At 42.1% G+C, this 13,955-nt stretch carries 13 protein-coding genes; all 13 read right to left on the bottom strand.

All coding sequences use genetic code 11. The annotated features are described in order from the left end of the window. Positions 1 to 1,159: PavB family fibronectin-binding SSURE repeat adhesin (locus tag HT709_RS08470; RefSeq protein ID WP_172925680.1), on the bottom strand; the 1,159-nt coding region annotated here is incomplete at its 3' end. 115 nt (positions 1,160 to 1,274) lie between these two features. After that, positions 1,275 to 2,291: a glycosyltransferase family 2 protein gene (locus HT709_RS08465; protein ID WP_000771879.1), complete on the bottom strand. Its 1,017-nt coding sequence runs from the start codon at positions 2,289 to 2,291 to the stop codon at positions 1,275 to 1,277. Positions 2,292 to 2,600: 309 nt separating this feature from the next. Beyond that, the gene (locus tag HT709_RS08460; RefSeq protein WP_001283900.1) at positions 2,601 to 3,266 is read right to left on the bottom strand and encodes a TrkA family potassium uptake protein; all 666 of its coding nucleotides are present in this window, start codon (positions 3,264 to 3,266) and stop codon (positions 2,601 to 2,603) included. 13 nt (positions 3,267 to 3,279) lie between these two features. Further along, positions 3,280 to 4,659, bottom strand: coding sequence for a TrkH family potassium uptake protein (locus HT709_RS08455; protein WP_000897723.1), 1,380 nt, complete (start codon positions 4,657 to 4,659; stop codon positions 3,280 to 3,282). A gap of 213 nt (positions 4,660 to 4,872) precedes the next feature. Then, on the bottom strand, positions 4,873 to 5,637 hold the full coding sequence (locus HT709_RS08450; protein ID WP_054393107.1) for a nucleoside phosphorylase: 765 nt from the start codon (positions 5,635 to 5,637) through the stop codon (positions 4,873 to 4,875). Positions 5,638 to 5,777: 140 nt separating this feature from the next. Next, positions 5,778 to 6,632: a VOC family protein gene (locus tag HT709_RS08445; RefSeq protein ID WP_023938627.1), complete on the bottom strand. Its 855-nt coding sequence runs from the start codon at positions 6,630 to 6,632 to the stop codon at positions 5,778 to 5,780. 200 nt (positions 6,633 to 6,832) lie between these two features. After that, positions 6,833 to 7,870, bottom strand: coding sequence for an aldose epimerase family protein (locus HT709_RS08440; protein ID WP_172925679.1), 1,038 nt, complete (start codon positions 7,868 to 7,870; stop codon positions 6,833 to 6,835). A 115-nt stretch (positions 7,871 to 7,985) separates the two neighbouring features. Next, positions 7,986 to 9,152 (bottom strand): SIS domain-containing protein, encoded by a 1,167-nt coding sequence (locus HT709_RS08435; protein WP_138706015.1) that lies wholly within the window; start codon positions 9,150 to 9,152, stop codon positions 7,986 to 7,988. A 99-nt stretch (positions 9,153 to 9,251) separates the two neighbouring features. Further along, positions 9,252 to 9,656, bottom strand: a complete 405-nt coding sequence (locus tag HT709_RS08430) for a PTS sugar transporter subunit IIA (RefSeq protein ID WP_000167446.1) — start codon at positions 9,654 to 9,656, stop codon at positions 9,252 to 9,254. A 6-nt stretch (positions 9,657 to 9,662) separates the two neighbouring features. Beyond that, positions 9,663 to 10,478 (bottom strand): PTS system mannose/fructose/sorbose family transporter subunit IID, encoded by an 816-nt coding sequence (locus HT709_RS08425; RefSeq protein ID WP_000185297.1) that lies wholly within the window; start codon positions 10,476 to 10,478, stop codon positions 9,663 to 9,665. Next, a complete protein-coding gene (locus HT709_RS08420; protein ID WP_000616999.1) occupies positions 10,465 to 11,370 on the bottom strand; it encodes a PTS mannose/fructose/sorbose/N-acetylgalactosamine transporter subunit IIC in 906 nt (301 codons plus the stop codon). The genes HT709_RS08425 and HT709_RS08420 overlap by 14 nt, the downstream gene beginning before the upstream one ends. Positions 11,371 to 11,397: 27 nt before the next feature. Further along, the gene (locus HT709_RS08415) at positions 11,398 to 11,874 is read right to left on the bottom strand and encodes a PTS system mannose/fructose/N-acetylgalactosamine-transporter subunit IIB (RefSeq protein ID WP_000156967.1); all 477 of its coding nucleotides are present in this window, start codon (positions 11,872 to 11,874) and stop codon (positions 11,398 to 11,400) included. After that, positions 11,871 to 13,658 (bottom strand): beta-galactosidase, encoded by a 1,788-nt coding sequence (locus HT709_RS08410; RefSeq protein WP_172925678.1) that lies wholly within the window; start codon positions 13,656 to 13,658, stop codon positions 11,871 to 11,873. The genes HT709_RS08415 and HT709_RS08410 overlap by 4 nt, the downstream gene beginning before the upstream one ends. Positions 13,659 to 13,955 lie beyond the last annotated feature (297 nt).

Genomic DNA, 13,955 nt, shown 5'->3' with positions numbered 1-13,955 from the left:
CCAAGGCTACTTGATAGAAGTATTGACCTTTGGTCTTCACGTTTTCGCCTAGTGGAGATAGGGCTGGGTTTTTAGCGTCGCCGTTATCTGACCATGGAGCCTTGTCAGATGCCTTAAGCAAGAGACGAGTCAACATGCCATCACCTGCGAATAGTTCGTATGGAATCACATGGTTAACACCAGCTGTGAATGGACCGTCACCCTTGGCTTGTTCTAGGTAGGCTGCTGGAACATCGATACTGTCTTTGATGTTGTTTTTAACTGCAGATTTGACATCGCTTCTTGTTACAAGACCGTTCAAGGTAATATTGACTTTACGTTCCTTGACAACCTTATTCAAATTTGGTTTATCACCGGCTGCTTCATAGACAGTCAGGGTAGCTTCATAGGTATTTGTACCATTAGTACGAAGTGTATCTAATAAATCCTGATCTTGCTTACCTGTAGTGTTACCATTCAAAGATACTTGATAGTAATACTTGCCATCAGGTAAATTTTTCACTGGTGGAATTTTTTCATTTTTATCCTTACCATTATCTGACCATGGAGCCTTGTCAGATGCTTTGAGCAAGAGACGAGTCAACATACCATCGCCTGCGAAAAGTTCATATTTAAGCGGTTTGTTTACACCAGCCAAGAAAGGACCGGAAACTTTGGCTTGTTCTAGGTAGCCCGCTGGGACATCGATACTGTCTTTAACATCCTCATCGACAGCTTTTTTAATATCTTCTGGACTTGCTTGTTTCCCATCCACATCAGCTGTATCTACAGCTTCTTTTAAGACATCTGCTAGCTCTGAATTTTCTTGAGCTTCTTCACCTTTTTCAAAAAGTGTATCCAGACGAGAAGGGCTTGTTTCCTCGCTCACTTCAGTTCCTTCTGTAAGTGTAGAAAGTGAATTCGTATTTCCAGCAACGACCTCAGGTTTCGCTTGAGCAAGAACAGTATCTCCCTGAGTTTCTGCTAAGTCACCCTCTTTCGTTCCCGATGTCTCTTCAGGTACAACTTGAGCAGGGGCCGGATTGACCCCATCGGCACGTACAGAACTTGGCTGACCAACTAGGACAAAGAAGCCACTAGCCACAACAACTGAGGCAACACCGACACTGAGACGGCGAATAGACCAACGAGTATATCTTTGATTTGGATTGAATTTCATAGGGTTCTCCTTAGAGTTTTTCTTTATTTGATGACTCTAGTATAATATCCTAAAATTAAAAAGGACTAAGAAAAAGTTAAAATTTTTCTTAAATCCCTCTTATAAAATACTTATATCAATTAAATCCATAAACAGATTTGGTGATTTGATAGACGACATTGGACAGTTTGCGAGCTGGCAAGACTGAATGTTTGGTCAAACGGCTAAGCATGGTCTTACGGATAGCCTGAAAAACCTCTGGATTTTCCTGCTGAATATAGGTCCACAGCTCCCGTTTTTTTGCCAAATGCTCTGCTGTACCTGCTCGATTGAGCAGGGCACTGGAAATCACCGTCGTAATCTCGATATGATTCAGCAGATATTCTCGCATTTTGGGGTGGCTCACTTGGGATAAATCAAGCTGGTCTACCAAGAGTCGATTGACTTTAAGTTGCTGGTCAATGCGCTTAATCATCACTTGCTCATTGACAGACTGGTCCTCACGCCCAATCAAATAACGATAGAAATCGACAGGCAGATAGTACATGGTCTTGACCTGCTGAAGAGGGGTAAAGACAAAGAGATTATCGACATAAAAAGTATGCTCAGGCAGTTGGAACTGGCTAGCACGCAACAAATCTGTCCGATAAATCAGCGAGTGCATCATGATATACTGGCCTTTGGAGAAATTTCCGACCTGGTCCCAGCCAAAAATCTGCCGAACAGGCAAGACTGACTCGTAGCTCATACTCTTCTTACGAGACTGACCTTCCTTTTCGTAAACAAAATTAGTCACAAAGGCGTCAACCTCTTGACCCTTACTCTCAAGTTCCTGCAAGGTTTCAAGAGTTTTCAAGTAGGCACGAGGATCCACCCAGTCATCACTGTCAACTACTTTAAAATAGCGCCCAGAAGCCTCTACCAAGCCACGATTGACCGCACCACCATGGCCCTTATTTTCCTGATAAATGGCTCTAACGATGTTAGGATACTTGTCGGCTAAACGCTCAGCGATTTCCTGAGTCTGGTCCTGAGACCCATCATTGATAATCAAAATCTCAACTTGCTCACCACCAATCACTAGCGACTCCACACAGTAATGAAGATAGGCTGCAGCATTATAGCTAGGAATGGCGATAGACAATAACTTCATAATCTACTCCTTTAGGGGACTGATTTTTCTTATACTCTTCGAAAATCAAAGAGCAAACTAGGAAACTGACAAAGTCAGCTCAAAACACTGTTTTGAGGTTGTAGATAAGACTGACGAAGTCAGTTACCTATACCTACGGCAAGGTGACGTTGACGTGGTTTAAATTTGACTTTCGAAGAGTATTACTCTCTCTTGTCACTGCTTTCTATTCTACCATAAAGTCCAGCCTTTGAAGAACTTTTACTAGAATACAAGGCTTCTGTCTCTATTTATCATCTTAAGCATCAAAAAAGAGGGAAGCTCCCTCTTTTACAAATTCAATGCTGCTAGGGTATCCAAATACTGGTTGTTGATGACCGCCAAAATATAGGTATCTGCCTTCAAGAGGTCATCTGGTCCAAATTCAACATCCAATGGGGAATTTTCCTGCTCTCGGAAGCCCAAAATATTCAGATTATATTTGTCACGGAGGTCTAATTTACTCAGACTTTGACCTGCCCAAGACTGAGGAATTTTCATCTCCACAATAGAGACATTTTTATCCAACTGAAAGACACCAACACTATTATGGAAAAGAATGGTATGTGCTAGAGACTGCCCCATTTCATACTCTGGCGAGACAACCGAGTCAGCTCCAATCTTTTCTAGCACTTTCTTAGCAGTCTGACTTTTGACCTTAGCAATAACAGTCGGTACCCCCAAACTCTTACAGTGCATAACCGCAAGCACACTAGACTCCAGATTTCCACCTGTCGCGACGACAACGGTATCGCAGGTATCAATCCCTGCTGATCTCAATAATTCTTCATCTGTGATGTCACCAATCACTCCACGCGCCAAAACTGGCTCAAACTGATTGATGCGCTCTGCGTGGTCATCAATAGCGATAATATTCATATCCTGCTTGGCTAGGGCAGCTAGGACACTGCTCCCAAAAATTCCCAATCCTAAAATTCCAATCGTACGATCTGACATTCTCTTTCCTTTCTTAACCAATACTAATATCTGCTTTCATATAGTGAATCATATCTTTCTTTTCTGGATGGTAATCTGCCAAGCTAACAAACAAGGTCAAGGGACCAATTCGTCCCATAAACATAAGTGGCATGATAACACTGAGAGCCAATTTCCCAAGATCAGAAGTCAAATTTGCCGTTACACCAACTGTACTAAGAGCTGAAATGGTTTCAAATATGAGGTGGATAAAGGGAGGATTGCCTTTGGCTGTCATCCCTAGTAGAATCAATCCTACCAAGAAGCTCATCAAAAAGATAATAAAGACACTAAAGGATTTTTGAACCGTTCGCGGCGCAATCGTTCGTCTCGCAACATTGGCATGAGGCAAGCCCAAAAGCTCACTTCGCGCAAAGACCAAGAGGACAAAAAATGTCGTAATCTTGAGCCCCCCAGCCGTTCCCCCAGGTGCCCCACCTAGAAACATCTGTAAGATATAAATCAAAAGAGTCACAGGATGAGCCTGAGTATAATCTATCGTAGAAAAGCCTGCTGTTCGCATCGTCACTGTTTGAAAAAAGCTAACTAAAACCTTATCGGCAACAGGGAGATTGCCAATCGTTCCAGCATTGTTCCACTCAAGAAAGAGAGTAGTTGCCGTTCCAAATAACAACAAACCTAGAGTCAATAATAGTACAAGCTTCGTATGAAAGTGCAGGCGCCCTTTTTTCTTTCTTCCTACATGACCAGCCAAATCAAACCAGACCATAAAGCCAAAACCACCTGTAATAATTAAGCCTGCAATCACCAGATTGACCAGTAAATCGGTCTGAAAAGCAAATAAACTGGTGCTCCCCAAATTATCAAAACCTGCATTACAGAAGGCGGATATAGCTAGAAAAATGGAACTAAAAAGACCGCGCCCCCAGCCAAGTTGTGGAACAAAACGAAAACTGAGGAATAGAGCTCCCAAACCCTCAACTAGAAAAGTTGTGAGAAAAATAGAATGGACAAACTTTCTCAAAGATCGAGTTTCTCCATAACTAAAACTATCCTGAATAGTTGCACGGCTACGAAGACTAAGCTTTTGCTTGCTCTGGATATAGAAAACCCCAATAAAGGTCATGAGCCCTAGACCACCGATCTGAATCAAGAGCAAACAGATTATTTGACCCCAGATATTATATGTGTGAGCTACTGGAAGGGTTGAAAGACCTGTCACACAGACTGCAGAGACAGCAGTGAAAAGATGATCAAAATAAGTCGCTCGTGAGCTTTCAACTTGGACAAAGGGCAAGCTCAAAAGAAGAGAGCCTAGTAAAATGACCAAGGCAAAACTCAAAAAAATACGACGGGCTGGCGATAAACGAGATAAGCCTAGCTCTATTTTTTCCTTAGATAATTTGAATAACATGTTTCCATTGTACCATAAAACAGAAGAAATATCTCAAATAGGAATGGACAAAACATCGCGTACGCTTATCCTAAAAAAGAGGTTATCCAAACTCGTCCATTTCTAGAAACGTCTAAAAACTACCGACTTCCTATTTTATTCGGCAAAAAATAATCATCAATCAAGCTTTTAAAGTTCTCCTTCACTAAGATAAGAAACTGCCGAGAAAAGCGACTAAAGTTGCACAACACTTGCTAAACTCAGTTCTAACGCCTTCTCAAAAGCTTCCGATCCCCAGTCACGACTATCGTACTGGTCCAAGTCTGCTAAGGAATCAGCTGTGAACAACAATTCTCCCCAGAGAACCCCACGCAGTTGGGCTACTGCCACAAGCGCAGAACACTCCATCTCCACAACAGCACAGCCCTCTTCCTTACGATAAGCCACCTTTTCAGCCGTTTCTCGGTAAAAACCGTCTGTCGTCCAGGTCATGACTTCTTCATAGGGAATCCCTCTGACTTCCAAAACTTGCTCAATGGCAGCAATAGCCTCTGGCTGAATTTCCATATAACGGGAAGGTCCCACATAGTGATAACTAGCTCCTTCATCTCGTAGAGCACGAACAGGGACTAGAAAGGCATTTTCCTCTATATCGGCTAGCACACCACAGGTACCTGTGGAAATAATCTGCTCCACACCATAGCCAATCAACCAATCCATAAACTGGGATGCTGGAGCTGAACCGACAGGAGCCTGAGCCAGACAGACCTCCTCACCCTTGTAGTTGATGACGTATACTGGGTAATTCTTGGTGGCAGAAACAAATTCGCCGACACAGTTGGCTCCTACTTCCCTCGCATAGCGGTCAATCTCCTCACCTAAGAAAGCATAGACACACTTCTTTGGCAACTGTAAATCCAACCCCTCGTGATTGGGCATGATAACCGCCTGAGGATTATCATCAAACTCTAAAATGGGAATCGCATGTTTCTGAATCATAACCCACCTCCTCTAATTTTGTACTATTGTACCAAAAACTGACAAAGTGTCAAGGAGGAAGCTGATGAACTGAGGAAAAGCTAATACTAGAATAAAAACCACTTTCTACAATTGATGCTCTGATTTTCATCACATCCTGTCTATCGAGCTAAGCAAATACGAGTCACAATTCCATCTGAGTCTGTGATTTCCAATTGGCTCGATGTCATCCATTTGATTGGTGCGTCAACTTCTTGTGCTCGTTGGGCAATCGTTAACAGTTCTTCTTTATGTGCGACTTCGATGACATAGTAGGCTAAACCTGGTAAGCCTTGCTTACGCGAATCCAGACCTTTTCCTCCCCATTCGTTAACTGCTAAATGATGATGGTAATCTCCAGCCGCAATCCAACTAGCGCTAGGCACACTGAATTTATCCTCTAGCCCTAACACCTTTTGATAAAACTGGCTGGACTTTCGACTATCCTTGACGGAAAGATGAATATGCCCCATTCTCGTACCTTCTGTCAAGATAAAGGGCTCTACTCTTTCCCCCAACTCATAAATGTCCTGCGCCGCAAGAGCCTCCGTCACTCCGATAATGCGTCCATCTTCTCGAATATCCCATGTGGAAACCGGCTTATCTCGATAGAGTTCAATGCCATTTCCCTCCAAATCTTCCAAGTAAATAGCTTCACTGTAACCATGGTCTGCACCGCCGACAAGAGGAATCTGTAAATCTGTCAGGTGTTTCAAGACATCAGCCAAAGCCTTGCGTGTGGGTAAGAGAATGGCCAAATGGTAAAGACCATAATGTTCCCTCACTTCTCCGCTCTCTTGTGCTTGAATCAGCTGTACCAAGACTTTTCCACCAAGGCCTAGAATGGACTCTGTCTCAGTTTGAGATAAGATTTCTAAACCAATAACTTGCTGATAAAAGGCTGTTTGACTGGCCAAATCCTTTACATTTAAAACTGTCTCTGCCAAATAAATGTGACTCTTGTATTCATAGGTCATAAATGGTCCTCTTTTCTCGTTGTAATTATTACAACTATTGTATAATTTCCATCAAGAAAGTCAAGCCAGATAACTCAAAAATAACACCATTTCAGGATAATATAAAGTAAATCATTTCATAATAAAACGCATATTATCAAACTTTTCATCACCTGACAATATGCGTTATTTTAATTTTAAAGACTTTTTGACCAGCTTTTTTATTTCACAACAAGTTCATAACGTGTCTTACTGGTGAAGGTTTGACCAGCTTTAAGGATGACTTGGTCTTTGAGGTCGCTGTGAATGGCATCTGGTAAAGCTTGCGCTTCAAGGGCAATCCCATTGTGCTGCACCATTGGCTGACCAGCCACAAGTACACTCTCATCCACAAAGTTTGCTGTGTAGACTACAAAGCAAGGAGCCACTGTTTTGAAGAGTAGGAAACGACCTGAGTTTTGGTCATAAAGGAAACCAGCATTGTCATGACCTGCAGGAAGGGCAAATGGATGGTCCAAACCAGACACCAGCTGAATTTGCTCATCTTCTTCTGCAAAAATATCCTTCAACAAAGCACCATTGTAGATGTGTTTAACCACATCACGATTAGCATCTGGAGTTTTGGCCGGAACACCGTCGGGAGCGATTGGGTAAATACCCTCTGTGTTTAGTTGGAAGACATGACGGTCAATTGTCTGCGTAAAATCACCAGACAAATTGAAGTAGCTATGATTGGTTGGATTAACCAGCGTATCCTGATCGGTTGTTACCTTGTAGCTGATTTCATAGGCACCAGTTTCTTCCAAGTGATAACTGATCCAGATTTTGAGATTTCCAGGAAATCCTCCTGTCCCATCTGTACGCTCTGTGTAGAGGGTCAAGCCATGGTCGCTCACTTCAACCAATTCAAACAAACTCGAATCCCAACTAGTTGAACCACTGTGGTTACAGTTGCTAGCATTGTTGACTTCAAGGTTATAGGTCTTGCCATTAAGCTCAAAGGTCGCGCCAGCAATACGACCTGCCACAGGACCTACGCTAGCTCCATGCTTGGGGCTATTACCTACATAGCTATCAAAGTCATCAAATCCCAAAATAACGTTGGCAAAATTTCCAGCCTTATCAGGTGTGACATAACTCAAGATAGTCGCACCATAAGTCATGACTTCAAGCTGGTAGCCACCGTCCGTCTCAAAACGATAGGCCAAGACATCCTTGCCCTCAACATTTCCAAACACACGCTCTGTGTATGCTTTCATTCTGTTCTCCTTTTACTATTTCTCTCAAGCAAACAAACCATAGAAAGCCTACTGACAATCTATGGTTTATCTGATAATTTACAAATCCTCTTGTCAAGAATCTATAAACGCAGTATTACTTTTGATATTCGTGGATGATAACACCTTGTACCACACGGTTTACGGTACCTGTAGGAGACGGTGTATCTGGTTTATTTTCTACCTTGAGTGAAGTCAATAGAGCAAAGAGTTGAGCATATACGATGTATGGGAAGACACGGTAAATATCATTCAAGACACCGCCACAACCAAGGGCCACTTCTTTGACATTTTCAAGACCAAAGGCTTGATCACTCAAAAGCACAACACGACGAGCAATCTGGTCACCAGCAACTTCACGAACCAAGTCTAAGTCGTACTTGCGAGTGTAGTCTGTCGTTGTACCAAAGACCAAGACAACTGTATCTTCGTTGATAAGTGATTTTGGACCGTGACGGAAGCCAACTGGACTTTCATACATAGTCGCAACTTGACCAGCTGTTAATTCCAAAATCTTGAGCTGAGCTTCATGAGCAAGCCCAAAGAAAGGACCAGCGCCTAGGTAGATGACACGCTTAAAGTCTAGGTCAACAAGCTCTTTGACATCTTCTGCATTGTCTAGAACTTTACGGGCAAGACTAGATACAACTTCAAAACGTTCAGACTTAACAGCAAATTCTGTAGGATCAAAGACCAAGAGAGCTGTCAACATCATAGACGTAAAGCTAGAAGTCATGGCAAATCCAGCGTCATTAGAAGCAGTTGGTTGCAAAAGCAAAAGATTGCGATCATCTCCATGAGCTTGAAGAGCCAATTTACCATCTACTGCACAAGTAATCGTCACTTGGTAAAGCTCATCCACCAAGGCTTTGGCCAATTCAACAGTCGCCACACTTTCAGGCGAGTTCCCACTGCGAGCAAAGGATACAAGGACAGTCGCCACATCTTTTTTCAAATAAGTTTCTGGATTGGCAACAATATCTGTGGTCGCAATGGTATTGAAATTCCATTTGCGTTCGTCATAGACTTCCTTAAAGTAAGGCACCAAGGTGTCTCCCACATAAGCAGAAGTCCCAGCACCTGTCAAGATGACCTTGATATAGTCATGTTTATCAGCAATTCCTTGTAGGAAGGCTGCAATTTCTTCACGTTTTTCTTGATAAGATTCAAAAGCTTCTTTCCATACATCAGGCTGTTGGTAGATTTCACGTGTCGTGATTTCTGCACCCAATTCGAGTAAGTCTTCTTTTGTATAATGTAGCATTGAGTTCCTCTTTTTCTATCAAATATGGGAATGGGAGTAAGCCCCATTCCCATGTATATTCTATATAGAATGCTCTAACGATTTTCACGTTGTCACATCTTATTCATCTTCGTCATCATCGAAGCCAGCTAACAGGTCATTAACTTTCACAATGCTTTCTGCAGCACGGCTCTTGTAGTCCGCATCTGCGCCTGTCAGGCTCGCATTGATAAATTCAATCACCATTGGAAGATTCATCCCTGCATAAAGTTCTATGTCACGACCTTCCATGATCAAACGACTGACCACGTTACAAGGTGTTCCACCGAGAAGATCCGCAAAGACTAGGAAATCATCCAACCCTTCAATAGCTGCTTCAAATTTTGCAGTAAAGTCTTCTGGGCCATCTTCTGGAAGAAGAGCTACTGTGTAAATGTTGTCTTGTGGGCCCATAATCATTTCTGTGCTACCTTTAAGCTCCTCACAGAAGCGACCATGGCTCACCAAAATTAATGATTTGGTCATAAGGAATTACATTCCAAATGCAAAGTGACCAAGGGCAGAAAGAGCCAAAGCAAGTACGATAATAATACCGATAGCTTTAGTAGAGTTCATACCTTTCTTACCAAGCAACCAGAAGATAAAGGCAGTAAAGATTGCTGGAAGCAAACGTGGGAAGATTTGGTTCAAGATGTCTTGGAAATCAATCATCTTTTCACCGATTGGCAACTTGTAAGAAATTTCAAAGTTAATCACTGTTGCTACAAGAGCACCCATCATGAAGACACCAAGTACAGATGCAGCGTCAATCAAAGCTGTCAAGGTACTTTGCATATTGTTGATAAGGTTAACCCCTTCTTTGTAAGCAAATTCCAACTGTTTCCAACGGAAGATGTCATACGCTACTGCAACTGCAATCCAAAGGAAGATCCCCCAAGGTTGGCCAGCGATAGCCATAGTTGCTGCGACTGACCCCATGATAGCAGGTACAAGTGAACCAAAGATTGTATCCCCAAGAGGAGCGAATGGTCCCATCAAACCTGTCTTGATACCGTTAACGGCGTCTTTTGAACCTACACCATCTTTTTCTTCCATGGCAAGGTCAAAACCAGCGATAATGGTATGGAAGAATGGCGAAGTATTGAAGAATTGAGTATGAACTTTCATCATTTCTTTCAATTCAGGAGTTCCATCACCATACATTTTACGCAACTGAGGCAAGATCATGTAAAGGTAACCAGAAGCTTGCATACGTTCGTAGTTCCAACCTAATTGGAAAGTAAACAAGCTACGTTTGTTGATTTGATTAAAATCTTCTTTTGTAAGTTTGTAATTAGAATTCGTCATCTTCGATTTCCCCACTTTCTGATGGTGTAGAAGGTGCTGCTACAGCTACTTTTTGGCTATTTTTGAAGTGAAGCACTGCAAGGAAAATACCTACGATAGAAATACCAATCATAGACAAACCTTTGAAGTTGTTCACGAAACCAATTTTTTCAGCAACTTCAGCAGGAAGAGTACCTACGATACCAGCAACAGCGCCACCAAGACCTGTTACATATGAGTAAAGAACAGTCAACATAGCTGTCAAACCAAATCCCATAGCAAGGTAGTGAAGGTTACGTTTAACTGGAAGGTAACGAAGCAAGATTGCAAATCCAAGACCTGGAAGCATACGTCCTGCGAGTGTCAAGCCATCTGCAACCCATTTGTAGGCTTCAACGAAGTCTACTACTGATTGTACAAAAGCACCACCAAAAGCAAGGGCAAAGAAGACTGGAAGGGCACGAGATAGAGCCCACGGAATCGCACCAAGCAAGTAGTTGCGTTCAATACCTTTATAGTCAAAGCGTTCGATTGCAGCATCCACACGGTGAGCGAAGAAGGTAGTAGTCATACGACCAAGAACGTCGAAGTAAGTCAAGAGAGCTGCTACTGGTACAGCGATTGTAGTAATTGCAAGCGGTGCATCAATTCCTTGTGAAACAGAGAAGGCTGTCGCAAGAACCGCACCAGAAGTTGCGTCGATACGAGAAGCACCACCGAAGGTACCAACCCCAAGAACGAACAGTTGCAAGTTACCACCGATAAGTAAACCAGTAGTCACATCTCCCATGATTAAACCAGTAATGAAACCAGCAAATACAGGGGAACCTGCAGATGAAACGATCGTCAACTCATCACAGATTTGATAAGCTGAGTACAAAGTGAGAAGTAAAATTTGCCACCATTGTATCATAACAATGACCTCCTAAAAAATTTTTTCCTATTTTAATAAGCTCAAAAAGTCTGAAATTGGATCATTTGGAACCATCTGAGCAGTAAGTTTAACACCTTTTTCTGCCAGTTTGTGGAAGTCTTCCACATCCTTGTCTACTACGTTGATAGAACGTGTAATAGAACGAGTTTCTGGTGTTTGAGACATATTCCCAACATTAAGGGTTTCAAGTGGTACACCTGCTTCTACCAAACCAAGGAAGCGGTCTGGTTTACGAGCCACGATAAAGAGACGTTGGCTATCGTATTTGCCAGCAAGAATATTGGCTGCAGCTTTCTCAACTGGTAAAATACTCAATTTCACACCTGGTGGTGTCGCAAGTTTCAAACCACTCTTTTCAATATCGTTGTTGACAACTTCGTCGTCTACAACCATAATGCGTGAAACATTTAGTTTTCCAGCCCAAAGATTGGCTACTTGTCCGTGGATCAAACGTCCATCAATACGGCATCCTACAATTGTCATAAGTTTTCCCCCTTTATGTGTTTTAGTGTAGGTTTACGAGTTAAATAAATCTCTTCTTTATATTGGCCCTCTGTTTCAAAGATGATGATACGATTGGCACCTTCCTTGAGATAGCTATGAGGGATATAAAGTGAGAGAGTCGGGCCGACGTTCCAAAAACGTCCTAGATTCTGCCCATTGACAAAGGCAACTCCCTTACCAAACTCAGACAAGTCTAGGTAAGTATCCTTTGGCTCTTGAACTGTAAAGTCATAAGCGTAAAAGGCTGGTTGTCCTTCTGTCCATCCTTTTGAAAAATCAATTTTCTCAGGATTATCTAGTGGAAGTGGATAGTGTTTCCAGTTTAGTAAGAAGTGCAAATCCTTACAAACCCCTGTCCGAATTCCCTTACGTTGCGTATCTGCTAAGAACTTATGTCCATAGTTGACACGCCCCATATTTTCTATCAATATGTCAATCCTAGATAACGCTTTCTTTTCGCCTTGATAAAAAATATCTTCCCCAATCTCTGTCTGATATTGGGTTTTAATCCACTGACCATCGACATAAAGCTGAGCCCTATCTCGACCATCAATGATACGAAGTCTTTCTTCTTCTGCATCCCAGTTTGTTTCTGTTCGATAGAGTAGGTAGCCATAGCTTTGTCCCAACTCCTCCATCTTTTTAGGATAGAGACTTTCTATCGGACTTGACAAGCTATCTAAGGTTTCAAACAAGGAAACTTTTTCAACTAGTGGAATAGCATCCAACTCCATACTCTCTTTGTAGAGTGGTTCCAACTGCGGATACTCTGGAAAATGTGTTGCCATCATCTTCTTGACCGCCAGATATTTAGCAGTTGGATTTCCTTCTTCATCCAGCAGGGCATCGTAATCATAAGATGTAACTTGTGGCAGGTCCAAGGTCCCTCGAGCCGAACAACCATTCATGAAGCCAAAGTTTGTACCACCGTGGAACATGTAAAGATTGATAGAACCTTGCTCCAAAACCTCTCGAACTGCATCTGCCAATTCTTTTGGATCCCGTGTGATAATCGGTTCTTTCCAACGATTGAACCAGCCATCCCAGAACTCCATACACATGAGCGGCCATTTCTTACCATGCTCATCAAAGAATTCCTGCATCTGTGAAAAGTTGTAAGGTGCCTTAGAACCAAAATTTCCTGTCACAAAGAGGTCATCTTCAATCAAGGTTCCAGCTTTCAGAGTAGCTCGCCATGGACCATCTGATGTAAAGAGGGGACAGGTTACGCCACGCTCTTCCATCAACTGTCGAATTGCTCTCAGATAAGCCTTATCTTCTCCGTAAGAACCATACTCATTTTCAACCTGCATCATGAGGATATTGCCACCATTGTCCAACAAATGTGGAACCAATCGTGACAAGAGCTGATCATAGTAGCGACCGACAGCTTCAATATAGACAGGATCTGAGGAACGAAGCCTCATATCTTTGGTTAAAAGCCAAGCTGGTAAACCACCGAATTCCCACTCCGCACAGATGAAGGGAGAGGGACGAACGATAGCGTAAAGACCCAAATCTTGTGCCGTTTGGAGAAATCGCTCCAAATCCAGATCACCTTCAAAATGAAACTCACCTTCACGAGGCTCGTGTAAATTCCAAGCCACATAAGTCTCTACCGTATTAAAACCAAGAGCCTTCAAGTTATAGAGCGAATGATACCAATCCTCTGGAGGAACCCTAAAATAATGAATGGCACCAGATAAAATCTTAAATGATTTTCCATCGAGATAGAAATCATCTCGTATCTCAAATCGTGTCATAAAACTACCTTCTGACTGCGAAAGTTTGCGCTTTCATTTGTTGTTATAGTCATTATAAACCAATCTGTTTGAATTGTCAATAGAAATTGTAGGGATATTTACTGCAATTTTACTATTATACACCCGTTCAATTAATTTCAAACATTTTCAGACCCATTTCAAACGCTCTTTAAATTCGGAATAGAGAACCTAAAATAATTTTGTATAGAATACATTTATAAAATACGAGCAATCCCTATATCGCTTAATTTTTCAAACTATTATTCTAATTTTTTATTCAAAAGACTACTATTTTTT

Source organism: Streptococcus sp. 1343, assembly GCF_013277355.1.
GTDB classification, from domain to species: domain Bacteria; phylum Bacillota; class Bacilli; order Lactobacillales; family Streptococcaceae; genus Streptococcus; species Streptococcus pseudopneumoniae.
The sequence above is the reverse complement of the archived record's forward strand: the minus strand, read 5'-3'. Positions and strand labels throughout refer to the sequence as shown.